This is a genomic window from Streptomyces sp. CBMA29, from assembly GCF_014596445.1.
Lineage (GTDB): Bacteria > Actinomycetota > Actinomycetes > Streptomycetales > Streptomycetaceae > Actinacidiphila.
The window spans coordinates 52,331-75,420 of sequence record NZ_MECL01000002.1 but is presented as its reverse complement, the minus strand read 5'-3'; the positions used below and the strand labels follow the sequence as shown (position 1 = coordinate 75,420).

Sequence of the window (23,090 nt, the reverse complement as noted above, 5' to 3'; positions counted from 1 at the left end):
AAGGCACGAGAGGGATTAGCCAGCGAATGCCGTGCCGAACCACGGCAAAAGGAGCGCGTACAGAACTGCGGGCTTTTCCAGCGTTGCCGTGTGATTGGTGGCGGTGGTCGCATCCGCCTGGACCGTCTGCGAGAGAGTCACGCCTGTACCGGACGCGAGTGTCTGCATGCAGAAACTGCTGAAAGCGGCGGTACGCCCGGACATCGCGGCCGATGCGCCTTCCTGGCCCCCGATCAGGATGCGGCTGCTCAGATAGTCCGTGGTGGCGGTGAGATAGTCGAAACTGCTTGCCGCGTAGACGAGCATCATTCGCAGGTACGGCTGCGACGCAATCGTGAGCGTCTGAAGGGTTCGCTCGGTCTGGTTCTGGTTGCTGGTGATTGTGTAGGCGTCGCTGCGACGGGCCACGAATGCCTGCTGGACGACCGGCCGGGCATTGAGAGTGCTGATCTGCCCCGGCACCTGGCCCAGGTTCAGCGGGGTGCCGGGCAGCGTGCCGCCGCCGATGAGGCTGGACAGGACCGTGTCGAGCCTCGCGGCCAGGGCCTGCATGTCTGCGGGCACGTTGGGGGTGTTCGGCAGTTCCGGGTACGGGATTCCCGCGTAGCTCGTGCTGCCCACGTCAGTCGATCCGCGCGTAGTTGCGGCGTTCGTACCGGCCGCCGTTGCGTGTGTCACGGATGAACCTCTGCTCGGCCTCGGGACCGGCGCCCCCGGCGAATGCTCCGAGGTAGGTGGGGGCCTCGACCCACGAGGCGCTTCCCATGTGGGCGCGCTCGCGGGTGGTCTCTTCGGCGGGCTTTTCGAAGACATTCGAATTTTGGTTCGGGCGTCCCGGAGGTGTCACGTATCCCTGCGTCACGCCGCGAGAGAATTCGTTGGGCACGTCGGTGTCGGTGACGATACCTTCCTGAAAGCGCAGCGGGCCTTTTCGGGCTGTGTTCGGAGCGGTGCGCTGTTCGTAGGCGCGGTCAGCGGTCTCCGAGAATTCCGGATCGGGCGCGAGCGGGCTGGTCGCCATGGCGGCCTCCTGAAAGGTGAGACGTCTCAGCCACGACGCTAAGCCGCTCATTTTCAGGGGTGATAATTGCCCGCTCCAGGGGTCCGGTTTCCGCCTGACAGTCGGCGCAGGTGTGAGCGGGGCAGCAAATGCATTCCCCGCACCAGTCGCACATCGGGTAGGGGATCACCATGGCGTGTTGACCATTTCGGCCTCCGGCAGTTGCAGGTCCGCCGTGAGGTACAGGGCGTTGGCCAGTGAGTCCACGTAATCGTCGTGTGCCGCCTCCGTGTCGGGCGCGGCGACGAGAATATGCGGGCCCTGGTACGTCAGTTCCGCGTCCTCCATCTGTGCGCGGAAGCGCTGCCACGTTTTCCGACTGCGGGTGCGGGCGTGGGCGGGCCACACGACGAGTTGTTTGTTGAGCAGGTCCATCATGTGGCTCCAGCGCTTCGTCTGATTCGTGCGGTCGCTCTTGAGTTCCACGATGTTCGTTTCCGGCATGAGTACCTTCAGTCGGGATGCGACAACATCGCCGAGGCCGCCGACGTCGATGCCGACGGCGAGGACGTTGTAGTGGGAGAGGAAGTCCACGATGCGGTAATACTGGGACTCCCATTCCTGGCCCTGGAGATCGAGCCAGTTGAGTACGCGGTGTTCGTACTGCCCATGGCGATTCGGATAATCCCAGTTGACCCAGCAAGCCGTGACGATGGTGGAGTCCTTTTTGCGTGCCGGGTCGATGCCGACCACGACGGGCGTGCGGTACCAGTCGGGGATCGTCTGCATGGTGGTGTCGCCGAGGGAATCGAAACGGTCGGCGGTGATGAGCATGCCCCTGTCGAGGAGCCAGATCAGGCGGTAGGACAATTTGAATTCGTCCGAGTCCTCGCCTAGGCGCTCCATTTCGCCGCGCACGGACTTACCGTATTGCGGGAAATACTTGGCGACCGTCTTCCAGTCCACCTCGAAGTGATTCCGCGCCGCGCCGCGCTTGGTGCCTGCGCGCTTGTTGATCTGGATCTGGGAGTAGAAGCCACTTTTGGTGTACGAGGGGGTGCCCGTCATCACCAGCGTTCCGGCCGTCGCGGCGAGCATGGGCGCGATGGACTTGTTCACCACGCGGTCGTCCGCGTCCTGTGACTCGTCAATGACGACCAGGTGGTACGTCTGGCCCTCAATTTTCGCCTTGGGGTGGGCGGTCTGCTTGCGGATCAGACTGCCGGATTTTTTGAGGCGGATCAGCTTTCCGCGCCCGTCCAGGCGCTCATCGATCTCCGGGTCGTTGAGGATCTCCTGCGCGCGCTCCGATGTCATCCGGTAGACGATGCGGGAGAAAAGCGTGTCACTCATGTCATCCGTAGGAGCGAATACGCCGACCCAGAGCCCCTCTTTGAATTTCCCCAGCAAGTCGGGAAACATTTTCGCGAGGATGGGGAGCATGATGGCGGCACCGGCGACGGTGTCTGCAACCGTCTCGGATTTTCCGCTCTGCCGGGACCACAGCGCCGTGATTTTGCTGTTGTCCTCGATGATGAGGCTTTCCAGAATCCTGTATGCCAGCGGCTTCTGGTAGGGCCGCAGAGGGTGCCCCGACAGCTCATCGATGACGAGCAGAATCTTTTCGATGATGTCGGCGACCTGGGCGACACGGCGCAGGGGGGTGGCGTCGGCGGCCGGAGCCGTGCCGATGCTGATGTCCGCTGCTGCTGGTGTCTGCATCTGCGCAGGCTAAAGCGGAACAAAATGGGACAGATAATGACGTATGGGCCGCTTGACTTTCGGCAATCTCGGTTTTTTCGCAAGTAAGGTGCTAGGGTCCGGCTATGGATGAGACCTCCACAAGCACCGCCCCCTCCTGGGCCCGGCGGAGCCGCCCTCGCAACTCGGATAAAGACGCCGCCGACTGGCTCGCTGATTTCCTCGCCGAATACAAAGGCGACACCCAGCACGACTACCGCGTGAACATCGGACAGTTCATGGTGTGGATGCGCAGATATTATCCGGAGGTCGATCTTCTCGACGTGGCGCCGGAGGATTTCCGCGAGTACGAGGTGTACCTGTCCTCGAAACACTGGGACGGACACCCCGGAAGCTGCGTATTGGAGTGCAAGTCCGGGACGCTTCCTTACAAGGCAAAAACGATCGCAGTCAAAAGGGCTGCGATATCGTCCTTTTACTCCTACTGCGTCGAACGCCCCGGCTGCCCTGTACGGCACAACCCTGTCACTAGGAGGCGCGGACGGCAGCCCTCAGGAGACGAGGGCGAAGAGGTCATCAAGGAGACCCTGCTGCCGCACGAGATCGAAGCCATCCGCAGAATCGCCAAAGGCGGAGCCACAGGAGAAGTACGCCTCACCGTTCCCACTCAGCGAAGCTTGGCGGTCTTCGCCATATTTGTGGGAATGGGACTGCGTTGCGAAGAGCTGGAGAAAGCACGCGTCGAAAATCTCCGCTGGCACGACAAAAATCAGATGCGGCTGCGCTTCCAGCGAAAGAATTGGCGTTGGACCACCATCGACGTCCCCTACGCGGTAGCACCGGTACTCCTCGCATACATCGGCGACCGGAAAACTGGTCCGCTCATCGTCAGCGACGGGCGCCAGCGGAGAAACCCGGAGACCGGCGAACTGGAGCGCGGCGGGGTCAGCTCCGTCACACTCCGCACCATTGTGAAGGAACTCGGAGTCGTATCCGGTGTACGGGGCGAAAAACTGCACCCGCACCTTCTGCGATACACGTCCATTATCTACTCCCTCCGGCACCCCGACGCCAAGGACCACCAGGTCAGCGACTACTACGGGCACCGCAACACAAACACGACCCTGGGATACGCCAACCGCGCCAAGCGCCTGCCACGTGGCGCCACAAACCCGCTCGGAATCGACTGGTCAACCCAAGGGGAAACCATCAAGGGCTGAGTCAATATCAGGAACAGACCCTCCGCTCCTACCGTGAGACATCGGCGAGAGAAACGGAGGGCCTTTCCATGCCACCCCACCACAGGCGCCCGCTCGGCCCCGGCGGCGGCGCACAGCCGCCCGAGCAGCCCCACTCCGGCCGCCAGGAGAACACCGGCGCAGGCGGACTGAGCCGCTACGAGCGCGCGATGTTCGGGCACCTGATTCCGGAGCCCGCCCCGCCGACCGTGCACTCCAACCCTGCCGACCGGCAGGAGCTGGACAGCGCGATCGACCGGGCCACACAGCGGATGTCCCAGGGCAAGGCAGAGGCCCTGCGCCGCGCATTCGCCGGAGACGACTCACTCCTGCTGACCACCCGGCCGACGAACACCTCCAACCCGCCGAGGCCCCGAACCCTGGCAGCGGGCTGGGATTCGCAGTCGAAAACGCTCTTCATTCGATTCCGGGGACAGAAAATCGCACCCGGACAATACGAAGACGGCATCGGCTACGAGTATTACGGCGTGACCCGCTCCGAATGGCGCACGGTCCGCGACGGCCCGTCACCCGGCAAATACATCAACGCTGTCCTCAACAGCAAGAACTACACCCCGGCGAGCTGGTGACAATGCCCCTGCTGACCACGACCCGCTGCCTGCGCGGCTGGCCCCGCCTCTACACGACCTACCACCAGGAAGTGGAACCCCCCTACCGCCAATGCGACCGCGCGCTCGTGATCCGACTCCACCGGCACGGCATCGTCATCGGCCGGTGGACGGGCACAGTTTCCGACGAGACGACCGCGATTCGCTTTGCGCTCGGGCTGACGCGCAACGGCGGCAGTAGCGCCCTCGGCGACGACGGGGCGCTACTGCCGCACTTCCGGAGGGGCCCGGATGCTCCCTAACGTCCGTCAACGGCTGGCCGAACACATGGCCTGGACGAAGGCCCAGAAGCGCGTACAGCGCCTCCCTGAGGCCGACCTGCTCGCCTGGTGGGAAACCACGCTCTACGCCTCCCAGCGGATGCGGGAGGCGTACGAGAGGACCCAGGACATCCTGGCGCTTTCCGAGGCCCGTACCGATATTGTCAGCCTCGTGGCCATCCTCGAAGAACTAGACCAGCGCAGCAACCGGTCGTCGTCCGCGCGGAAGATCTGACTCAATATCACGGCGGCGGCTTCTTCACCGTCTGCTTTCCCGCGAGGTAACGAGAGTAGGGGCCCTCGTCGGGACTCTGCTCCCAGCCGAATTCCCTGAAACTAACGATCCCGTCCCCGGCCTCGTCCATTGCTATCGCGCAGGAAAGACACCAGACAAGGAAATTATTCAGCGGGTTGTTCGGGCCCCGTTCACCCTGGAAAATACGATCGCGATCAGCGTATTCCTCCAGATCCTGGATCAGCGTGACCATGTCCGGAAACCAAGATCTAGCGTTAGGAATGGGGAATTCCGTCTGATGACGAGGCAGCGGATCACCCTCAATCGCGCCGCAGAAGTTGCACCGCTGCCGGGTGTCACGCCGATGTCGTCCCGCCATGGCCTCGCTGCCGTCTCGATCCATAGGCACGCCGTCCTGCCTCCGATGGGGTCCAGCCTAGCCGGGCTTCTCCGTCACTGCGTCGTCCGAGCCCGGTCACTGCTGCGCTGTGCCAGCGAGCGGACGGCCTCGGCCCCGGCCGGAGTGCCGAGCCACTCCAGGAACGCGGAGGCCGCGTCGCCCACGTGATCTTCGAAGTCGCTCTCGCCGAGCAGCGGCGGCAGCTCGACGCGGATCGAAGGGTCGACGCGGGCCGCGTCCAGCAATTGCCCGAGCAGCCAAGAGCGGTCGGTGAGGTGCGCGCCCAGGGTGACGTGCAGGCTCTGCTCGTCGCTGGTGTCCCCGAAGTGAATCCAGCCGCGCGGTATGTACAGCACCTGCCCGGCGCGGAGGCCGACCGAGATGTCCGGGCTGTCGTTGAGGAAGTGCTTACGCTGCTCGTCGGTGATGCCGACCGACACCCAGTTGTGCTCCTCGCCGGGGGTCGGGAACACGGGCTCGAACAGGTGCCAGTGCTTCAGCCCGGTCACCTGGGCGAGGAAGACATGATGGGTGTCCCAGTGAGGGCCGTACCCCCGGCTGTTCGGGGGCGTCCGGTAGACGTTGCCGGTCATCGGGTGCCCCAGCTCCACCGACAAGCGGCTGGCGAACTCGGCGATCGGCGGCCACGCCACGTGCATGCCGTTGAGCCCGAGGGTGCTCTTGTCGTGCTCGGCGTCGCTCGGCTCGCCGGTCAGGGCGCCGTCGCGGACCATGCCCATCGACTTGGGCCGGTACTGCGGGTCGGTGAGGACGGTTCGGGCCGCCTCAGGGGAGAACAGGCTCGACAGGTCCATGGAGGCGGTGTAGACCTGCGGCGTAGCGGGCCAGCCGTCGGCGAAGGTGCCGCCGTGGCCGGTGAGTTCGGAAATGGCTGACACGAATGTCTCCGTTCGTACGGGGGAATGCGGCGGCGGCCTCCCCACGGGGTTTCCGGGGAGGCCGCCGGTCTGCGGGGTGGTGCTGCTCGGTCAGATCAGGTGGTCGAACTCGCCGTTCTTGGCGCCCTCGATCCACGCAGCCAGCTCGCCGGGGTTGAACGTCAGCGCGGCGCCGGTCTTGGTGTCGGCCAGCGCGATGTCACCGTCGGGCAGCTTGGCCAGTGCCACGGAGTCGTCCAGGGTGCCGGGGGTCGACGCGGATGACTTGACCCACGTCACGCCGTCGAACCCCTCGACGGTGAATTCGGACAGGACCCTCGCGGTGTGGTTGTTGTTCGTGCTCATAGAAACGCCCTTCTGGGAGACTCGTTCAGCGACCGTGCGGGCCGCTGAAAACGAGGCTAGACCCGCTGGAAGACAAATTGGAAGGCTGCCGCAGTTATTGGCTCAATTCAATGCGTGCCGTTATTCTTGGAGGCATGAGAATTTCCGGACTGGCTGAAATGGTAAAAGCCAATCCGGTAACCGTGCTCAGTGTGCAGTCACAGGCGCTTCAGGCCAGCATTCCTCGCTAGGGCGTTAGGGAAAGCCGTATTCGGGGACCGGGACCTCCCCGGCCACGCCCGTCTCCTGAAGGGACGGCCGGGGAGGTCCGGTTACTCCGGCGTTGGCACCGGAGCGTCTGGGGCAGATGACGCAGCCGCCGCCAGACCTTCCGCACCGGCGGGCTGAGCCGCAGCCGCCAGCGCGGGAGTCGTTGCCGCCAGCGCGGCCCGAGCGTCAAAGGGGGAGACGCTCGGGTGCGCGGCGGGCACGTCGGGCATAGCCGATATGCCCGAGAGGTACGTCAGCAGGTCGGCGGCCCCCGGATCGGCACCACGTGTCCTTCGCAGGACCGCGATGCCAAGGACCGCCAGCTCACGAGTCGTCAGATGGGGGAGTACCTGGAGAGCCAGCTCGGCCAGGTGGGTGCCGCGCACCTGCACGTCGTACTCGTCGTCGCCGTCGCGGATTTCGAGAATCCGGAACGCCACGCGCTCGCTTACGGGGTGCGGGGACATCAGGCCACTCGCACGTCGGTCGCCCGCGCGTCGGCCATCACGACCTTGCCGGTCGGAAGCGGCTGAAAACCCCACCACTCCGACAATGCGGCTACCAGGTGCAGGCCCCGGCCGGTCTCCGCGTCCTCCGTCGCCTCACGGAGCTTCGGTTGCCTGGGCTCCCAGTCACGGACCGCGATGCGCACACACCCGCCGTACGGCTGATAGCACAGGATCTCGAACTCCCCACAACCGTGGCGGACGGCGTTCGCCGCAAGCTCGTCCGCGATGAGGAGGAGCACATCGACCGGCTCCCCCACGACCCGCAGCTCGGATAAACGCTTGGCCAACCAGACGCGGCAGTGGGGGACCGACGCCAGCTCCGGGGGGAAACCGCACGCGGCGTAGAGCGGGCCGCACGGGCGAGGGGCCTCTGTGGGTGGGGGTGACTCAGTGGTGGCGCTGATCACGGATCTGACCTCCTGTGCAGAGCGCGCCCCACGGCACATCTAGCAATTCGTCACGTGCCCGACGCGCAGAGTCGCGTACCGGCTAGTGTGAGTGCGCGCGCACTGCGCGCGCAACCCCAACGCGAAATGTTCCGGTCAAGAGGCCCCGCACGAGTGACAGCGTCTCAAGACCTGTGCTACGCCGGGCCGTTGATCAGACCTGCCGCGCTGTTGACTCCAGTGCGGCAAGCTACCCTGCTACATATGCCAATCTGCCAGCCGCCCAGGGAGAGTCATGCCCGTCAAGACCGCTGAGGTGCGGGCGATGAGCGCCTTCGCTGTTCTGCTCAAGCAACTGCGTGCTGCGACAGGTCTCGACCAACCGACCGCAGCCGAGCGGCTGGGATTTACCGGGCGGCACCGACTGTCGTACCTGGAACGCGGCCGGGGATGGCCGTCCGACGACGAACTTACAGCGATGCTCGACCTCTACACGGTGGCTGCGGAGAATCGCGACGCGTTTCGTCAATTGATCGCTGACGGGAAACGGGCCGGTGGCGCTTGGTGGGACTCGTATCTGGCGTACATGTCGAGGAGCCTGGAGCAGCTCATCGACTACGAAAGCATGGTCGAACACATCTGCACCGCGTCTAGCAGCGCAGTGCCCGGCTGGTTGCAGACGCGTGCCTACACGGAGGCGCTCTTCGCGTTCCGCGTGGAGGAGCGGGGCACCGACCGTACCTCTGCGCTGATCGAGGTTCGACAGCGCAGAGGGGAAGAGCTGTTCAGCCAGCCCGCGCTACTCGGCGTCCACGTCCTGATCACGGAAGGTGTCCTGCGTACAGTGGTGGGCGGTACCCAGGCGATGCAGGGCCAGCTCGCGCATCTACGCTGGGCAGCTCTCCGGAAGGACGTGACATTTCAGATCCTGCCCTTCTCGGCGGGGGCAGCCACCGCGCTGTGCGGTGATTTCTCAATCCTCGAATTTGGAGACACGCGGCCGACGGTTCTGCACTCCGACGTTGGCGACGCTATCTCCTTCGAGGAGAAGAGAGAGGAAGTCGCGCTAGGACAGCGCCGTTTCTCGGCTCTTTCCGGAGCGGCTCTGGACAGCGACGACTCGCTGGCACTTCTAGAAGAAATTCGTAAGGGACTGTGACATGAGACTCGAAACCATTGACCTGACTGACGCGGCTTGGTTCAAGGCCAGCGCCAGCCAGGACGCCCAGCAGGCATGTGTAGAGGTGACGCCGCTCGTTGCCGACGGGCACACCGCCGGTATGGCAGTGCGTGACTCCAAGGACCCACAGGGACCGGTGCTGCGGTTCTCGGCGGACGCCTGGACGGCGTTCGCCGAATTCGCGGGGCAGAAGAGCGTCTAGGCGCAACGGCGAAGAGCCCGACCTCTCCCGGAGGCCGGGCCCTTCGTCCTGACTGCGGTCAGCCGGGGATGCCGTAGACCGAGGCTCTGCCGTCGGCGTTGGCGGGATTGCCGGTGACGGCCGCGCTGAGACCGAGAGCGCCGCGCGTGGGCCAACCGCGTACCGGCTGCGTGCCGGGGGCGTCCGGCTGTCGGCGTGGAAGCTGGTCGGCGGACGGCAGCTCGGTCGGCCACGCGCGGTCGAGTGTGGTGTGCGCATGCGTGGGCGTGGGCGTGGGCGTATGGCGGGCGTCCGTCCACCCGCCGGTCCGGCGCGGCTGTACCAGGGGCATGAGAACCTCCTCCTTCCCTATGATCCGGCCACGCCGATAATGCCGGTCATTTTTCGGCGTCGAGGATTTTGGCGACATCGCATGCGGCGACCCAGGCCGCGACGCTGGCGTAGCGAGGGCTGGCCTCCGGCCATATCCTGCGCCATCCTGCGCGGACGCCCTCCACGAGGTCGCGGCGGACGCCGGTTCCGGCGTAGGGGGCGGGACCGTCCCACCACACGTGCGTCTGCGCGGTGGCGGCGGTGGGGCCGCCGTGCAGCAGGGGCGTGTCGACGCGGCCGGGCGGCACGCGGTGGAGCAGGCCGGGCCCTGCGGCAAGGAAAACGCGTCCGACGATGTCGGGCGGGAGCTGGTGCTGGTGGGTGATGAGTGCGGCCAGGACGTCGGCCAGGAGCTGCTCAGTGCCGGTCGCGACGCAGTCGCTCACGTGCGGAGTCCGGTGATGCTGCCCCGGTTGCGCTGTGCGTACGCCTCGCCGTGCTTGGTGAGGTACAGGGCATCCAGCGTTCCGTTGACGATGCGGCTTTTCCTGAGTTCGAGAACTGCTTTGTCGACCGCCGTAATACGAACGTTCAGGATGCGGGCGATATCGCGAAGTGCGAGCGCCGCCACTCCGGATTCGTGAAGGCAATTGACTACCCGGTCAATCAGGGGCGGCTGGGGCGGCAGTGGGGGTGACGGGCGCGTCGTGCGCGGCTTGTTCTTCTGAGGCATGGCGGGGAGTGTAGGCCCTGTAGCTGAGTCGGGCTGATTCATGTCACTCGAAACGGTGAGTCGTTAGGCCGTACGGTGTACATAGCCATCTCTCATCGTTTTATCGCACCGGCTTGGCGCGGGTGAAAGATGCCTTACTATTCCGCAATGGATCAGACGCAGGAGTCCGGTGCCGTATGCCCGGACTGCAAAAACCCGTTCAGCACGCCGCACTACGCCGAATTCGGCTATTGCGACACTTGCTACGCCTACACCGCTGTCGTCCTGGGCGACCCCGAGTACGTCCCGAGCATCCGCCAGGGAGATCTGATGCGCTGCTGCACGGGCGCGATCGTCAGTTGGGAGGCACTGCACCCCGGCCAGAAAACAGCGGGCACTAGGCTCGCCTGCCCGCACCACAGGAGCCCCGTGAACGACCTGCTGTTCGACGGGGAGGAATGGCGCTGGGCCCGGCCGCGTGAGGACGGCGGGCCGACAGACGACTAACGGGCGTGCAGGAGATCCCAGACCTGCAATGCCTCGGCCCGTTTCTCTTCCGGTGTGCGGGGCGCACTTACGGCTCCTCCGTGACCGTCCGCGCATGTACCCTCGCCGCGAATGTGCGCCGGGCACCCCATGATGGACCGGAGGTGGCAGTCGAGATGCCATGCCGTCGTGATCACACCGGTTCCGTCGTAGCCGGAAATGAGGACGCCTTGATCGCCCATCTGGACAGGGAGGTCGCAGTTGGCGCACTGGGTTCCTAGGGGAGTGGCGACGTGCAGCCCGCTGTCGCAGAGTTCTGAATCCCAGGGCTCACCGAAATACGCGGTCATGCGGCGGCCACCTCGGCAAGCTTGGTGTAGAGGATTTCGTCGTCGCGGAAGATCACAGGGTCGGACCACCGGAAATCCTCCGGACGCCCGTCGATCCTGCGCCCGCTCGCCTGGCCGAACATCGCACTCAGCCGGAAAAGGTACACGAAGGCGCGGTGGAGGTGGTCTCCGTCCGGTGCTCTCACGTCCATCTCGTGGTAGTGGAGGGGGACGGAGCCGTGGAGGTGCGCGGTGACGAAGCTGTGTTCAGGCAGTCCTGTCACCTCGGCGAGGTGTCGGCGCGCGGTGTCGAGGAGCGTGCCGTCCTCGGGGTCGGCGTGGCCGCCCGGGAGTACCCACCGGCCGAGGTCGGCCGCGAGGAGCACCCGGTTGTCGGGGCCAAGGAGGACCGCGCTGGCGGTGACGTGCGCGGGTTCCACAGCGGGGTCCGTGGGGTCCTCCTGGCTGTACAGGAGAGTGGAGGTCAGCGTCCTCAGGCGCGGCATTTCGCGCGGGTAGGCGGTGACATACAGCGCGTAGGCGTCGATGAGGGACTCACGGACAGAGGGCACGGCGGGCGCCTTTCAGCAGTCGTAGGTGGGACGGGAGTTCGCCGCCGCGCAGCCGCGCGACCGCCTGGGCGTGGCCGCTGTCGGCGGCCTGCGGGCTCCGGTACTCCGCGATGGGCCGCAGAACGTTGTTCGCGATGACGAGCGCCGTCCCCCACAGTTTCGGGCCGAGCGGGTCCGGCTGGCAGACGGCGGCGGCGTCGTCGTAGACGAAAAAGACGGTGCGGACCTGGCAGGGGCCTTCGGCTGTCTGCACGGTGTCGGATCGCAGGGTGCGTTTCTCGATGTCCTCGAAGAGGCTGGCGCCTGTCATGAGGTCGGTCGGCTTTCCGTCCAGCCCGTAGACGTACGGGACGGGCACACCGTTCAGATCGAGTACGCATTCCTGCCCGGCGCTGGGGTCCAGCGACATGCGCCGCTGGAACTCGCGCCGTTCCCGGACGTGGGCGTTCGCGGCGTCGAGGGCCAGGGCGTGCACCGCGACTGCGGTCTCCTGACCCGAATGGCGCTGGATGCATCTCCAGTCGGGTCCTGCGGCCGGAGCGTAGGTGACCATGGTCTCCCGTGTGACCGGCGGTCCGCCGGGGACGGCCTGGTAGTCCACCACGGTATGAATGGTGCTGATCTCCCAGCGGGCGCCGTCCGGGGCGGTGACGTTGTCCAGCCCGATCCGGCGGGCGGCCAGGTCGTTCAGAAATGCCTCGACGTCGTCCGGTGCGAGCGGCTGGCCGTCTGCACCGTAATACCTGATCACAAGATCTCACTCTCTGTGTACGTGCCCGCCGGTGGGGTTGTCTAAGTTGTCCGGTATCGGACCGTCCGTCTGATGCCGATTCGGCGCGTACGTGCTCACCCGGTGTCACGGTGCTCGCTTGTACCGCGGTTGAGACGTCCCCGGCCCTTTAGGCGGAAGGAGCCGGGGACGTCGGCTTCAGATCCGCTGCTCGTCGTCTGCTCCGGCGAGTGCGGAGGCCGTGTCCGGGTAGCAGGCGATGACCCTGTCAAGGCCGCATACATGGAACGTGTGCCGGACTGTCCCCTCGGGGGGCGACGCAACGCGGATGTACCTGCCCGGTGATTTGCGGAGGTGCTTGAGGCAGCCGACGAGCACCCCGAGCGCCGTTGAGTCGAAAAAATCAACAGCGCCCACGTCGAGGACGATGTCAGCGTCACCGGCGTCGATGATTTCCCGCATCCGGTCGCGAAAGGAGGGAGCGCTGTACACGTCGATTTCCCCGCCGATGGTGACGACGGTGTGACCGCCGTGCGTTCGGCGCTGTAGCCACGCATCGTCCGCGAGGATCTCGGCGCCGTCGGGTATGTAGGTCGTCATGTACCTCATTGTCTGGCTCCGAGCCCTTTCTGTACGTCGGTTGGCAGATCCGCCAGCGCTGCGTGCGGATGGACGCGTCCGCGCGGACCAGGTCGACCCGGTAGGGGTCATCGGGCCGGTTCACGCGGGTTCCGGGGGCGGCGGCAGGATTTCCACCGGCACGATCTCAACATCCTTTCTCACGGCCCACCACAGAGCGACGTGGCCGTCCAGGACCACTCCGTCGTGGGTGAGCAGAATCGGCTGGTGGATGCCGTCCGCGTCCAGCTCGGCGAGCAGTGCCTGAAAGTCGGACTCCGACCACCCGTTGCGGATGTCCTCCCACGCCTCTTCCCAGGAGTCGGACTCGCCCGGCCGGTAGCCGGTCAGGACGCGTCGGCGGCTCCAGGAACGCAGTTCACCGCCGTGAGAGCCGCTAGCCACGGCGGGCCTCCCGCAGCGCGGAGACGCAATTGCTGGGGCCGTGAGGCCAATCGGCCATGAAGATATGCGCCCAGCTCTGGTCGTATGCGCAGTCCGGGCACACCCAGCCGTGCAGGGTCGCCACGAGCACTCGGTGCCCGTCGGGGTGCTCGGTCGGGCAGGTGAAGGGGTGCATCTCGGAGCTGAGTTGGTAGCCGTTGAGGTGTACGACCTGCTCGGCTGTGAAGGGCGCCAAGATCATCGCGCCGTGTGCGGTGGTCATTTCGTGCTCCTCATGAAATGCTCCGCCAGCTCGTCCGCCCATACACGGCGTTTTTCCAGGGACCGGAGCAGCTCGGGCGGGAGGCCCTCGGCGGCGTAGGTGTGGGTCAGTTCGATCTCGGTAGCCGTTTGGCGCAGCATGAACGCGACGGTGAGTCCCGTAATCGGGCCCCACAGGGCGAGGTAGGCCGCAAGGGCGGCCGTCTGGGTAGTGGCCACGGGGGGAGTCGCGGTGACCGCTCGGTGCGGTCCGGGTGCGTATGCCACGACGCAGCGGCAGTAGCCCCTGCTCGCGTCCTCGCACGCCTCCGTACGAAAACCCATCAGCCCGTGCGGTGAGGACGCCCGCGCGGCGTGTTCTACCGTGTCTGCGGCTGCGCGCAGGGCGTTGACCGCTGCGGCCAGATTTTTGATGTGTGCCATCGGCATCCTTACCGGGTGAGGTGAGGACGCGGGAATAGAATGGGGGCCGGGCCCGACGAAGGTCCGGCCCCCACGCGGGCGCACAGGTGCGCTCCCACGTCTCCGCCACCTCAGAGCACTGAATACGTGAGGACTGGGATCATTCTGAGTTTTTCTGTCCCAGGCAGCCGTTTCAGCGTGGGTGACTTCCAGCGCCTAGCCGGACGTGGACCGCGTAAATGCCCTGCCTCTTCCTATTGGGCTATCCCGGCAGGGTGCAAGGACACTTCGGTGCCGCGTAGACGGCATACCGCTGTGCGTGCCGGGAGCAGGAATCGAACCTGCACTGACGGTGCATGCGCCACGACCGGTTCGGTCACCGGCGCGCGCTGGTGCGCGCTTCCCGCCCCTGGGGGCGGGAGATGTGGGGCCCTCATTGAAAAATGTAGGCGATGATGTCTTTTCCGACGGTCCGCTTCTCCACGTCGACGTTGTTGGCGTAGTAGATAGCGTCTCTTGCTGCGTTCCGCAGCGCGTCGATCCTGTCAAGAAACTCCTGCTTCCGACCGGCGGGAATTCCGCCGTGGAAACGTACAGTCGACCAGATACCGAGGAGGATCTCTCGGTCGTACCACCTGACCTCGGCCGGGTGTTCAGGTGTGGCTGGGAGCCCGACAACGGCCCGTGGAATTTTCTGCGTGAACGTGGTCTCCGTTGCGGCGGTGGACCAGATGCCGCCACTTTCCGCCACCCATTCTTCCGATGCCGGAAGGACAGGAATTTTCTCCACGAGCCTGCGCACATCATCGAGGAGCTTCTCGATCCGGATCAGGAATGGTAGCGGGGCATCCTCGATAATGACGGTGCCGTCCGGAGCCACCACGTTCGCGCGGGCGTGCGGCTCACAATTTCCCCACTCCTTCGTGGCGACTGTATTGAAGAATTCTTCCCATGCGTTCGCGCAGTCCCTGATGAGATGGGCCGCGACGGTCTGGACGCGCGTGTTCTCGGGTGGGAGGTGCTCGCTCTCGGGCGCTTCCGAAGGAGCGAAGGCGGCTCGCTCGCCCTCCAGGGATGTGGCGTTCTGGAACTGCTCGTTGGCCGCGACGGCACAGCTGATCGCGGCTTCCTTGTGGTACTTCTCCGTTTGGAGCATGCGGGCGAGGGGAGTGCGTGCGGCGGGTTCTGGCTGCGTCATGCCTGTGACGGTAAACAGCACGTGTCGCACCCGCAACTACCGCACGGTTGTGCGGAGGCTGCGCCGTTGTCCGCCCAATTTCGCTCGGAACAGCGGCAGGTGGTGTTAGAAGGTCCGCCTGGCGCACAACTACCGCCCTCCTCCGGGCACTTGCCCGAAACGATCAACACGCGGTCTGCACGCGATCAGCACAAGAAAACACGAGGTGCCCGTGTTCCGGATCGCGTTTGTTTACCTTAGCCATACTTTGGTGCGGGGAGACAACCCCCCGTGCGCCGTTCAAACCCCCCACCGGTGCGCCTCAGCGCCCCCCGTGCCCCGGTGCGCGGCCCAGCCAAAGCTGCTTGTCAGTAAGGCTGTTGGCCAGAACCTTGCTGGTAGGTACCCCTTAGCCACAGCTAAGTAAATGACCTGAAAATCAGCTCCGCACCGACCGGCCTCAGTCGAAAAGTATGATCGCAAACGTCAACCCACCATCTGGATTTCACACTTGTGGGTGACATTGCCACCGGCTTCACAAGGGACGTACCCCCGAGCGCCCGGCAACCGCCGCCCTCACGAACCCTCCCTGCGGCACTCGGGTCTGACGGCCCGTGAGATCACCACCACGTACAGGCGCCCGCGCTCCGGGTCGCTCCGGGCCTCCTCACCGACGTGCCACAGAATCTGGTCCGAGGCCCACTCGTAGCCCCCCGGCAGCAGCAGCACCCTCCGCGCCCAGTCCTCGTACTCACCGCCCTCCCACGCCTTCAGCACCGCAGTTTTACCCAAGGGGACCTCGATCGCGCCCCAGCTGATAAGCAAAGGCGTCGTGATTTTCCCGTGCGCGCACCTCACTCGCGGTTTCTCACCAGGGCAGCGCTTCATTCCGGCTGCGCGACTTCGCGCCATACGTACTCACCCGTTTCAGTTCTGCGAGATTCCAGGTGCCGCTTGAATTCCGCGTGCGGGTATTCTCTGCGCGCCTCCGCAGTAAGGTGCCGCAGGAGACGAAGAGGATCGGCTAGCCGCACGAGAACCTCAGTCACCGGAATCGTCTGCCGTTTCCCGCTATAGGGGTCGCGGAATTCGAATACCTGCACCCCGTGCTCATGGCACCAGCGGGGGTCGTGCGCCATTTCCGCCCTCCACCATTCCGTAGCACGGGCCGCCGGATGCGTGCCCGCACATCCACCTGCACCGACCGTGGCGCACGCATCCGTCACACTCGTCCACCCACCGGTCCCCGTGATCCGGTACCGCGCACCGGCCGCCGGGCCGGTCGGCCCAGTACGCCCACGTGTGGCAGTAGCCAGGCCCGAGGCACCTGCCGCCGTCCAGACACGGGCAGTGCGCATGCCACGCCCGACCGCAGTTGCGGCACCGGTCCGCCGGATGCGGCATCAGGCCCCCTGATCCAGCGCCTGCCACATCACCCAGGCGTGGCACAGCGGGCACACCACGGCCTCGGCCCAGCCCTGCGGCCCGCCGGACGGGTGCGTCAGGCTCATCACGTGCCGGTCGACCCACGCACATTGACGCGCCCTGAGCTGGCACGGCCTACAGAAGGCGAGAGAGCCGTTCACCCACCAGCCCAGCAGCTCCGCGTGGTGGCGAGCCGCGTGCGCCGTCGGGAAACCGGCGGCCCGTTCGGGGGAGTCGAGACCGCCCTGTGTCAGCCACGCCGTGCACGCGGAGCATCGCCATTTGAAACGGCTCTCGCTCATGGAATCGGGCTAGTCCGCACCGACCGCGAAATAGTCCTGTCCGCGCAAAAAGATGGTTCCGTCCATCCGCAGAATGTGGAGGGCGTCGGCCGCGACGTGTTCACCCACGCCGTAGGCGGCCTGCACATCGGCACTACGGGTCTGCCAGGGGTCACCGGCCTCGGCCGCGAGGTCCATTTCCCGCCGGATCATTTCTGAGAGCGCCGTCGCATCAGGCGCAGCCGTGAGAGTCACGTCGGTCCTTCCAGTCTGGGGGTGCTGACCGCGCGCCTCATCGGGCCGCTCGTCGCACCAGTCACCATACGTGACGTCTCGTCACGCTGGGCACTCACACCGGCGTGTCGTCCGGATGAACCGCACGCGCCTCCTCGACGTGCGGCGGCCCCCCCATCCGCAGACGGTCGTTCTCCGCGTGCAGCCGCACGTTCTCCGCCTGCACCGCAGAGAGCTGCGCCAGGAGCTGCGCCAGCACCGCCTGCTGCACCGTCGTGGCGTCCCTGGCCGCCGTCACCACGAAGGCGGCGTCGACCAGCGGGGCACGCCGCTGGTCGGCCTCGCCGTCCCGCATCTCCCGGCTACGCGCCCGCAGCGTCCGCGCCACCTCCAGCAAAACGCTCGGCACACTGGCGCCCCCCAACGCCGTGAGCAGCACCTCAAAATTCACGGCGCACCACGCCGGATCAGGCGCACCGCCTCCATCCGGCTCAACTCATGAACCTGGATCAGCGCACGGATGACATAAGCCCGAACCCCGCACGCAAGACCGAAAGCGGCGGTAAGTGTGGCCGTCGGAACGGCATTCCACCCAAGACTCACCAGAGCCCCGCACCACACAAAAGACGCCCACATAAACATAATCATAGAAAGGCGTTCCATCTGGCGCCCGTAATTCACCCGCTGTACGGTCAATGACCGGCTGATCACCACCCAACCAGAGATACCCGTCGCGGACGCCGCGCACAAAAATGCGCCCCACACATACAGAAACGGCCCAGGCGTAGCGCGCCTCACCGCGTTGTCCGGAGACACCAGCAGCGTGATGAATCCGGACAGGAGACACATGAAAAGAAGCGCGATCTCAAACGGCTCGGCGATCACAGCAGCCGGAAGGCGCTGCACAATACGCAGCCGCCGCGATACACGCGTAGCCGGAATACCCATACACCATTTCTACCCCGGATCGCTGCCGAAGCGATAGCGGCGCTCACCGTCAGCCAAACCGCCTGCTTCATGGATGTAGCCGAGCACAGCACTCATAGAGGCGGAGCCCGATTCCTCTGCCAGCGCCCTAGCGGACAGAAACGTCTCCTCGTACCGCACGCGGAACATCGCTGTGTATACCGGACGCGGCAACTCACGCCACGTCCGTGGAACCGGCTCACCGGAGTACCGGAAAATGGCCTCTCTGTAGAAGAGCTGGCGGACTACGGGTTCCGGCCAGCCCACGGCGGCTACAATGTGCCGCAGCCTTAGCCGGGAGTCACGAATGACCGCGTTCCACAGGGCGACGCCGAGGGATTTGCGCTGCTCTTCGTCGTCAAGCGCCTCAGCCGGGATATCCGGCCACCTCAGGAACACGCCCCTGCGCACGTATGTGACCGGGTCGGCGATCCCGCGTTTGGCCAGAGCTGCACGGATAAAAATGGAAGATGTGCCGAGGCGCTTCGTGATCTCAAAAAGAGTGGGAGACGGAATCTCCTCCAGAAAAATTTGCACGGCCACCTCCGCGCGCTCCTCGCGCCTCCGGTTGAACTCGGCAACCAAGTTCTGGTGCACCGTGTAAATCTGCTGCCCAGGCTGCCTCGTAAACGGGGGCCCAGATTGCTCGGCCTCCCAACCCCAGTGCTCCACCAGGAAATTCCGCATCTCTTCGAACGCAAGCAGCGAGGTGACGGCGGAGCCCGACGGCAGGGCACTCCAGCCCGGCACCGTATCGGGCACAGGACGATGCGCCCACTGCAACTTCGATGCCGCAACCGCCTTGGCGCCTCTGCGCACCAGCCAGCGCACCTCGTCGTTAGTGGCGCCGTCATACACGGGATCTAAGACGCCTGCACGCACCAGACGGTGCAGCACAGACCTAGGGTATTTCCGTAATCCGAAAACTTCTTCCACTTCCGCTTCCGGAGGGAGCATCTCACCCTCATTGAAAAGCTCAGCGGCAATACGCGCGCTCAGGAATGCCTCAAAGTATTCCTCCTTTACTTCCAGCGGCGCAAGGGGCGGTTCCCCTTCCGGGTCCCCAGAAGGAACGATAAATCCCCAGACCCCGGCCCTCTCGGCGAACTGCCAATCCTTTAGAACTTGCCCGACCTTCTGAATTTCGCGGCGCGAAATAAGATACGTAGTAGCCAGTTCAGCGGCCGTGACGTGACCTCCGCACGCAATATCACCGTCGCGAACGCGCAAGCACACGTCGTAAGCGACTCGTACAGGGACAGGGATGCCCGTCATGCCAACCTCCTCGATCGTCCTGCGTCAGCAGCTCCGGCCCGAGCCGACGGCGGGTGACCGGAGCGCTACGGAGGGTACATTGCGCGCGCACTGCGCGCGCAAGTCGCTGTCGTAGGGCATGATGCGATCCATGGCTGACGAGCAGTTAGGGGCGGCCCCGTGACAGACTCAGATTTCGACGTCCGGCGAGACGCCAAGGGCAGGCCCATGCGCACATTCCTGGGCGCCAAGGACGCCCCGCCTGACACGTTCCAGGAGGTCCACTACCTGGACTACCAGCGGGCCTGGCAGGCTGCGCTGCACAGGCCGGGGCACCGCATCGTCAGCACGACGACCTGGACCTCCTGGGACGACGGGGAAAAGCGAGCGGGCTACCTGACCCACACCGGACTGCCCCCGGCCGAGACCCTCGCGCAGGCCGCCGCGCAGGAAGCCGCCGAGGCCGCACAGGACGCTGCCATCCGGCGCGGCCTAGGTAACGCACTCGCACAGCACCGCGACGGGACTGTCGTCACGAAATGGAACCTCGCAGCGAAGCTCGGCGTAAACGTGCGCGTAATCGAAAAGTTCGAAGAATCCGGTGCCGGGGACGGCATTACCCTGGACTTCATCTTGCAGTACGCCCGCGCCATCAACGCGACCATCGAGATCAACGTCCTCTGACCCAGCAGAACTCACCGACGCAAAAGAAACGCCCCCCACCGAATTCGGTGGGGGGCGCCCGCATGTCCCGTGTCAGCCGGTCGACGGCGTATGCGTCGCACGGCCCGTATCGCGTGGCTGTTGCTGCAAAGCGTCCGAACAGCCGGTGTACCAGTTCTCCTTCTGGCCCTTTGTGAAACCGGGCGGCAGCGTGCCGCCCTTGTAGAAGGTCCCGACGATGCCCTCACAGGACCGCGCGGCAGCCCCGCTGTCGCCCGTCAGCACGTAGCTCGTGAGCCCGAGCGACAGCGCGTTCGTCGCACTGCTGTAACCCCCGCTGTAAGCCACGGCCGCCTGCGTATCCCCACTGACAGCCGCACGCGGCGCCCCGGCACCCCCAGACGACCCCGAACACCCGGCCAGCACCAAGACGGCGGCCAGAACGGACCAGACGCGCGCCCTCATGCGGACACACCACCACCACCGGCAGCGGCGCGCCGCTGCACCGCCTCCTGGCAAAATGACTCCACAGCGGCGAGCACAATCGCCGGAGCCGCCAGCGAAACAGCGAAAGCACCCGCCTCCTCCAGGGAATCCATCACCCGCCCCACCACCTCGGCGGTGGAATCAGCAAGCCCCTCCAGCGCAGCCAGCACCTGATCCGCATTCGGCAGCTGCTCACGAACCGCAGTCACCAGATAATCTGGCAATTTCGCACTCACACAGCACCCCTAGCTCCTCGACGGCAACCGCCCAATCTACCAACGGCAGTTGACATCCCGCCGGAAAACTGCCGAACAAACGACACACCCGAAGGCTACGCTCAGCCCCCTATGAGACCCCTGCTGTTTCTCGACGTGGACGGCGTACTCAACCCCGATCCGCCCGGCCCGCCCGACGGCTACACGATCCACCACATGCGCCCAGCCGGGTACGACGGCAAGCACGACAAGCCGCTCCACGTCAGACTCAATCGCGCCCACGGCGCGCTGCTCCAGGCCCTCCCGTACGACCTCGTGTGGGCCACCAGTTGGGGCGCCGACGCCAATACCTGGATCGGACCGCACCTCGACCTCCCGGAACTGCCCGTTGTCTCGTTCCCGCCGTCGCTCGGAAGGACCGTCCGCGCCGACCGCCTGTGGATCAGCTACAAGACCGCCACTCTCACCGCCTACGCGGCGGGCCGTCCCTTCGCATGGGTCGATGACGAGATCACTCCGCTGGACAACCGCTGGGTACGAGAGCACCGCCAGACACCAGCGCTCTTGCACTGGGTACCGCCGCACACCGGCCTCACCGACGCGGACTTCGCGACGCTCACCGAATGGGCAAAGAGCCTTTGAGACCGCCCTGCACTGCAAGACCTCCCCCAAAGGAACCTCAAAGGACGTCACTCGGGTCGCAGCACACACCCACGCCACCGTCCTCGCGCCCCAGGTACTGCCGTAGCTCCTCGGCGACAGCAGGACCGGTGGCCATGAACCGCCCCCGCGCCTGCCAGCCGTCGACACCCCGCGCGACCACCCACGTCCCGTCCAGGCCGACGCCCAGGACGACCTTGCACGCGGAAGCATCCCGGCCGAAAGCCCCCTCGCAGAAGCCGTGCAGCCGGTCACCCACCCGCACCCACGGATGCCGAGTCACCCCGGCCGCAGTCGGCGGCGTCCTCGCGACCGTGACGCGATACTCCCGGTCCCCGACATACACCAGGAGACCTGTCTCCCCGTCCCGTTCGACCTCGAAGGTCCCAAGCCGATTGGCCAGCACGTCGGTGAGATATTCGCTCATGTCTGCCATTTCAACAGGTTCGCACAGCTGGCGGTACCGCAGGAACCACGGCTCCGTACTCTCATACGAATGAGTGCAGAACTCCGCCTGGCACGTATTGCCGAGGCACATACCCGGTACGTCGGCATCGCAGGGCTGACCGACGGAATCTGCGCCGAATGCGGATACACCGACCCGTGTCCCACATACATCTGGGCAACCACAGACCGCGACCCCCTAGCCCTGTGGAACCCTGAAGACGACGAGGACGACGAGGACGATTGAGTGCAGGTCCCGCAGCAGGACATCACCTTCAGAAAGACACCGGACGGCGTCGAATTGGTCGAGGCGCCGGAACAAGCCCGCATCACATGGAAGTTCTTCGACAACGTCACGGCCATGCCGTCGCCCAACCTGACAATCGCGGACGGCGACATCACACTCCGCTGCACCAACGCAACGGCCGTGTACCGCATCGTCGGAGCCGAAACTCTCTACGCCGTGGTAGAACGCGTGAGTTTTGAAGAAACGGACGGAAAATGAGCGTTGTTACCAGTACCGTCATCGTCTGCCCTTCGGGTTGGAGCACAGACGACGCTGAATATTTCGGACGCGTCCTGTACCGCGCCAGCGAGAAGAGTCGCTACCCGGACCGTGAGAATGCCTCTGACGACGGCTACTTCCCCATCTCCGATGAAGTGGCCAGCGGCAAGGTTCCCAGCGGACACCTCTTCTGGATCGGCCTCAACTACGTCGACATGTGCGCCGTTCTGTCCGCGCTCGACGCCGACCCAAAATGCCATGGCGCATGGGTCTGGTACAAGGACGAAGAATTCGAGCCGCAGACTCACCAGGTCGGTGACACCACTCAGCTCTGGCTCTGAATCTCGTAAAAAGCCTCCCACGCTTCCCACGTACGCTGCGTCAAAACACGCGAAATTGCCGTGTAGCTGACCCAGCGAGCCTCGGGGCTGCTCTTGACGTCAGTTGCCCCCACCAGTTCCTCCAGAACACCCACTGTGACGTCCATAAGACCGTCCAAGAGCTGCTGGACACGCGGGTCACTCAACAACCGCTGAGCCTCCGCCTCGATCATGGTCTCCGGCGCAGTGCCAATACTCATGCCCGTCAGCCTCGCAGACGGCAAAGGCTGACTCCGACGGCGAAAAGCGCCTGGACGTGCCCTCCACGCAGCTCAGAGCCCCTTTTATGCAATCCGCACGCATCCTGCATTTGCAGACGAAGCGAGGGCCGGGCAGCAGC

39 protein-coding genes are annotated in these 23,090 nt (G+C 65.2%); 11 read left to right on the top strand and 28 right to left on the bottom strand.

Annotated features, from left to right (window positions below; all coding sequences use genetic code 11):
• Positions 1-15 precede the first annotated feature (15 nt).
• From BGM09_RS00550 to BGM09_RS00540, 3 genes are all read right to left on the bottom strand, one after another.
• The gene (locus tag BGM09_RS00550; protein WP_188279314.1) at positions 16-621 is read right to left on the bottom strand and encodes a hypothetical protein; all 606 of its coding nucleotides are present in this window, start codon (positions 619-621) and stop codon (positions 16-18) included.
• Between the two features lies 1 nt (position 622).
• Positions 623-1,021 (bottom strand): hypothetical protein, encoded by a 399-nt coding sequence (locus BGM09_RS00545; RefSeq protein WP_188279313.1) that lies wholly within the window; start codon positions 1,019-1,021, stop codon positions 623-625.
• Positions 1,022-1,186: 165 nt separating this feature from the next.
• Complete coding sequence (locus tag BGM09_RS00540; RefSeq protein ID WP_188279312.1) at positions 1,187-2,722, bottom strand: terminase large subunit domain-containing protein; 1,536 nt, start codon at positions 2,720-2,722, stop codon at positions 1,187-1,189.
• A 104-nt stretch (positions 2,723-2,826) separates the two neighbouring features.
• On the opposite strand from BGM09_RS00540, the gene BGM09_RS00535 reads away from it, so the two are divergent.
• From BGM09_RS00535 to BGM09_RS00525, 3 genes are all read left to right on the top strand, one after another.
• Positions 2,827-3,921: a tyrosine-type recombinase/integrase gene (locus tag BGM09_RS00535; RefSeq protein WP_188279311.1), complete on the top strand. Its 1,095-nt coding sequence runs from the start codon at positions 2,827-2,829 to the stop codon at positions 3,919-3,921.
• 68 nt (positions 3,922-3,989) lie between these two features.
• Positions 3,990-4,529: a KTSC domain-containing protein gene (locus BGM09_RS37300; RefSeq protein ID WP_223186109.1), complete on the top strand. Its 540-nt coding sequence runs from the start codon at positions 3,990-3,992 to the stop codon at positions 4,527-4,529.
• 270 nt (positions 4,530-4,799) lie between these two features.
• On the top strand, positions 4,800-5,063 hold the full coding sequence (locus tag BGM09_RS00525; RefSeq protein ID WP_188279310.1) for a hypothetical protein: 264 nt from the start codon (positions 4,800-4,802) through the stop codon (positions 5,061-5,063).
• 7 nt (positions 5,064-5,070) lie between these two features.
• Here the strand turns inward: BGM09_RS00525 and BGM09_RS00520 are convergent, their stop codons facing one another.
• From BGM09_RS00520 to BGM09_RS00500, 5 genes are all read right to left on the bottom strand, one after another.
• On the bottom strand, positions 5,071-5,466 hold the full coding sequence (locus BGM09_RS00520) for a hypothetical protein (RefSeq protein ID WP_223186108.1): 396 nt from the start codon (positions 5,464-5,466) through the stop codon (positions 5,071-5,073).
• Between the two features lie 50 nt (positions 5,467-5,516).
• Positions 5,517-6,362 (bottom strand): JmjC domain-containing protein, encoded by an 846-nt coding sequence (locus tag BGM09_RS38700; protein WP_188279309.1) that lies wholly within the window; start codon positions 6,360-6,362, stop codon positions 5,517-5,519.
• Positions 6,363-6,452: 90 nt separating this feature from the next.
• Entirely contained in the window at positions 6,453-6,707 is a 255-nt protein-coding gene (locus BGM09_RS00510) for a DUF397 domain-containing protein (RefSeq protein WP_188279308.1), read from the bottom strand.
• 311 nt (positions 6,708-7,018) lie between these two features.
• Positions 7,019-7,396 carry a hypothetical protein gene (locus tag BGM09_RS00505; protein WP_188279307.1) on the bottom strand — a complete coding sequence of 126 codons (378 nt, stop codon included), beginning with the start codon at positions 7,394-7,396 and terminating at the stop codon, positions 7,019-7,021.
• Positions 7,397-7,422: 26 nt separating this feature from the next.
• On the bottom strand, positions 7,423-7,911 hold the full coding sequence (locus BGM09_RS00500) for an ATP-binding protein (RefSeq protein ID WP_223186107.1): 489 nt from the start codon (positions 7,909-7,911) through the stop codon (positions 7,423-7,425).
• Between the two features lie 235 nt (positions 7,912-8,146).
• On the opposite strand from BGM09_RS00500, the gene BGM09_RS00495 reads away from it, so the two are divergent.
• Both BGM09_RS00495 and BGM09_RS00490 read left to right on the top strand, forming a co-directional pair.
• Positions 8,147-9,010, top strand: coding sequence for a helix-turn-helix domain-containing protein (locus BGM09_RS00495; RefSeq protein WP_188279305.1), 864 nt, complete (start codon positions 8,147-8,149; stop codon positions 9,008-9,010).
• 1 nt (position 9,011) lies between these two features.
• Positions 9,012-9,233, top strand: coding sequence for a DUF397 domain-containing protein (locus tag BGM09_RS00490; protein WP_188279304.1), 222 nt, complete (start codon positions 9,012-9,014; stop codon positions 9,231-9,233).
• A gap of 58 nt (positions 9,234-9,291) precedes the next feature.
• On the opposite strand, the gene BGM09_RS00485 is transcribed toward BGM09_RS00490, so the two are convergent.
• Genes BGM09_RS00485 through BGM09_RS00475 form a run of 3 tightly spaced genes read right to left on the bottom strand, consistent with a single transcriptional unit; the run spans position 9,292 to position 10,278 of the window.
• Positions 9,292-9,564, bottom strand: a complete 273-nt coding sequence (locus BGM09_RS00485) for a hypothetical protein (RefSeq protein ID WP_188279303.1) — start codon at positions 9,562-9,564, stop codon at positions 9,292-9,294.
• Between the two features lie 46 nt (positions 9,565-9,610).
• The gene (locus tag BGM09_RS00480) at positions 9,611-9,991 is read right to left on the bottom strand and encodes a hypothetical protein (protein WP_188279302.1); all 381 of its coding nucleotides are present in this window, start codon (positions 9,989-9,991) and stop codon (positions 9,611-9,613) included.
• Positions 9,988-10,278, bottom strand: a complete 291-nt coding sequence (locus BGM09_RS00475; RefSeq protein WP_188279301.1) for a hypothetical protein — start codon at positions 10,276-10,278, stop codon at positions 9,988-9,990. Before BGM09_RS00475 ends, BGM09_RS00480 begins: the two co-directional genes overlap by 4 nt.
• A gap of 147 nt (positions 10,279-10,425) precedes the next feature.
• Here BGM09_RS00475 and BGM09_RS00470 point away from each other — a divergent pair, with 147 nt between their 5' ends.
• Positions 10,426-10,764 (top strand): hypothetical protein, encoded by a 339-nt coding sequence (locus BGM09_RS00470; protein ID WP_188279300.1) that lies wholly within the window; start codon positions 10,426-10,428, stop codon positions 10,762-10,764.
• Between the two features lie 325 nt (positions 10,765-11,089).
• Here BGM09_RS00470 and BGM09_RS00465 read toward each other — a convergent pair whose 3' ends face one another.
• From BGM09_RS00465 to BGM09_RS00405, 13 genes are all read right to left on the bottom strand, one after another.
• Positions 11,090-11,644 carry an NUDIX domain-containing protein gene (locus BGM09_RS00465; protein ID WP_317452466.1) on the bottom strand — a complete coding sequence of 185 codons (555 nt, stop codon included), beginning with the start codon at positions 11,642-11,644 and terminating at the stop codon, positions 11,090-11,092.
• Complete coding sequence (locus BGM09_RS00460) at positions 11,628-12,395, bottom strand: hypothetical protein (protein WP_188279299.1); 768 nt, start codon at positions 12,393-12,395, stop codon at positions 11,628-11,630. Before BGM09_RS00460 ends, BGM09_RS00465 begins: the two co-directional genes overlap by 17 nt.
• A gap of 177 nt (positions 12,396-12,572) precedes the next feature.
• Entirely contained in the window at positions 12,573-12,974 is a 402-nt protein-coding gene (locus tag BGM09_RS00455) for an STAS domain-containing protein (protein ID WP_188279298.1), read from the bottom strand.
• Between the two features lie 120 nt (positions 12,975-13,094).
• Positions 13,095-13,397, bottom strand: a complete 303-nt coding sequence (locus BGM09_RS00450) for a hypothetical protein (protein WP_188279297.1) — start codon at positions 13,395-13,397, stop codon at positions 13,095-13,097.
• Positions 13,390-13,659, bottom strand: coding sequence for a hypothetical protein (locus BGM09_RS00445; protein WP_188279296.1), 270 nt, complete (start codon positions 13,657-13,659; stop codon positions 13,390-13,392). The genes BGM09_RS00450 and BGM09_RS00445 overlap by 8 nt, the downstream gene beginning before the upstream one ends.
• Entirely contained in the window at positions 13,656-14,081 is a 426-nt protein-coding gene (locus BGM09_RS00440) for a hypothetical protein (protein WP_188279295.1), read from the bottom strand. The genes BGM09_RS00445 and BGM09_RS00440 overlap by 4 nt, the downstream gene beginning before the upstream one ends.
• Before the next feature lie 412 nt (positions 14,082-14,493).
• Complete coding sequence (locus BGM09_RS00435) at positions 14,494-15,258, bottom strand: hypothetical protein (RefSeq protein ID WP_188279294.1); 765 nt, start codon at positions 15,256-15,258, stop codon at positions 14,494-14,496.
• A gap of 555 nt (positions 15,259-15,813) precedes the next feature.
• The gene (locus BGM09_RS00430; protein ID WP_188279293.1) at positions 15,814-16,029 is read right to left on the bottom strand and encodes a hypothetical protein; all 216 of its coding nucleotides are present in this window, start codon (positions 16,027-16,029) and stop codon (positions 15,814-15,816) included.
• A 611-nt stretch (positions 16,030-16,640) separates the two neighbouring features.
• Positions 16,641-16,964 carry a hypothetical protein gene (locus BGM09_RS00425; RefSeq protein WP_188279292.1) on the bottom strand — a complete coding sequence of 108 codons (324 nt, stop codon included), beginning with the start codon at positions 16,962-16,964 and terminating at the stop codon, positions 16,641-16,643.
• A 9-nt stretch (positions 16,965-16,973) separates the two neighbouring features.
• Complete coding sequence (locus BGM09_RS00420) at positions 16,974-17,198, bottom strand: hypothetical protein (RefSeq protein ID WP_188279291.1); 225 nt, start codon at positions 17,196-17,198, stop codon at positions 16,974-16,976.
• 94 nt (positions 17,199-17,292) lie between these two features.
• Positions 17,293-17,628: a hypothetical protein gene (locus tag BGM09_RS00415; RefSeq protein ID WP_188279290.1), complete on the bottom strand. Its 336-nt coding sequence runs from the start codon at positions 17,626-17,628 to the stop codon at positions 17,293-17,295.
• Positions 17,625-18,125, bottom strand: coding sequence for a hypothetical protein (locus tag BGM09_RS00410; RefSeq protein WP_188279289.1), 501 nt, complete (start codon positions 18,123-18,125; stop codon positions 17,625-17,627). The genes BGM09_RS00415 and BGM09_RS00410 overlap by 4 nt, the downstream gene beginning before the upstream one ends.
• A 9-nt stretch (positions 18,126-18,134) precedes the next feature.
• On the bottom strand, positions 18,135-19,418 hold the full coding sequence (locus BGM09_RS00405; protein ID WP_188279288.1) for a hypothetical protein: 1,284 nt from the start codon (positions 19,416-19,418) through the stop codon (positions 18,135-18,137).
• A gap of 207 nt (positions 19,419-19,625) precedes the next feature.
• Here BGM09_RS00405 and BGM09_RS00400 point away from each other — a divergent pair, with 207 nt between their 5' ends.
• On the top strand, positions 19,626-20,081 hold the full coding sequence (locus tag BGM09_RS00400; RefSeq protein WP_188279287.1) for a hypothetical protein: 456 nt from the start codon (positions 19,626-19,628) through the stop codon (positions 20,079-20,081).
• A 72-nt stretch (positions 20,082-20,153) separates the two neighbouring features.
• Here the strand turns inward: BGM09_RS00400 and BGM09_RS00395 are convergent, their stop codons facing one another.
• Together BGM09_RS00395 and BGM09_RS00390 are read right to left on the bottom strand one after the other, a co-directional pair.
• On the bottom strand, positions 20,154-20,408 hold the full coding sequence (locus tag BGM09_RS00395) for a hypothetical protein (RefSeq protein ID WP_188279286.1): 255 nt from the start codon (positions 20,406-20,408) through the stop codon (positions 20,154-20,156).
• A gap of 113 nt (positions 20,409-20,521) precedes the next feature.
• Positions 20,522-20,782 (bottom strand): hypothetical protein, encoded by a 261-nt coding sequence (locus BGM09_RS00390; RefSeq protein ID WP_188279285.1) that lies wholly within the window; start codon positions 20,780-20,782, stop codon positions 20,522-20,524.
• A gap of 111 nt (positions 20,783-20,893) precedes the next feature.
• Between BGM09_RS00390 and BGM09_RS00385 the strand changes: the two genes are divergently transcribed.
• Positions 20,894-21,403 carry an HAD domain-containing protein gene (locus BGM09_RS00385; RefSeq protein ID WP_188279284.1) on the top strand — a complete coding sequence of 170 codons (510 nt, stop codon included), beginning with the start codon at positions 20,894-20,896 and terminating at the stop codon, positions 21,401-21,403.
• Between the two features lie 37 nt (positions 21,404-21,440).
• On the opposite strand, the gene BGM09_RS00380 is transcribed toward BGM09_RS00385, so the two are convergent.
• Positions 21,441-21,848 carry a hypothetical protein gene (locus tag BGM09_RS00380; RefSeq protein ID WP_188279283.1) on the bottom strand — a complete coding sequence of 136 codons (408 nt, stop codon included), beginning with the start codon at positions 21,846-21,848 and terminating at the stop codon, positions 21,441-21,443.
• Between the two features lie 69 nt (positions 21,849-21,917).
• Between BGM09_RS00380 and BGM09_RS00375 the strand changes: the two genes are divergently transcribed.
• The 3 genes from BGM09_RS00375 to BGM09_RS00365 are packed head-to-tail and all read left to right on the top strand — an operon-like array spanning position 21,918 to position 22,711.
• Complete coding sequence (locus BGM09_RS00375) at positions 21,918-22,112, top strand: hypothetical protein (RefSeq protein ID WP_188279282.1); 195 nt, start codon at positions 21,918-21,920, stop codon at positions 22,110-22,112.
• Complete coding sequence (locus BGM09_RS00370) at positions 22,113-22,370, top strand: hypothetical protein (RefSeq protein ID WP_188279281.1); 258 nt, start codon at positions 22,113-22,115, stop codon at positions 22,368-22,370.
• Positions 22,367-22,711, top strand: coding sequence for a hypothetical protein (locus BGM09_RS00365; RefSeq protein ID WP_188279280.1), 345 nt, complete (start codon positions 22,367-22,369; stop codon positions 22,709-22,711). The genes BGM09_RS00370 and BGM09_RS00365 overlap by 4 nt, the downstream gene beginning before the upstream one ends.
• Here BGM09_RS00365 and BGM09_RS00360 read toward each other — a convergent pair.
• Entirely contained in the window at positions 22,696-22,950 is a 255-nt protein-coding gene (locus tag BGM09_RS00360; RefSeq protein WP_188279279.1) for a hypothetical protein, read from the bottom strand. The two genes, BGM09_RS00365 and BGM09_RS00360, sit on opposite strands and share 16 nt — an antisense overlap.
• Positions 22,951-23,090: the final 140 nt, after the last annotated feature.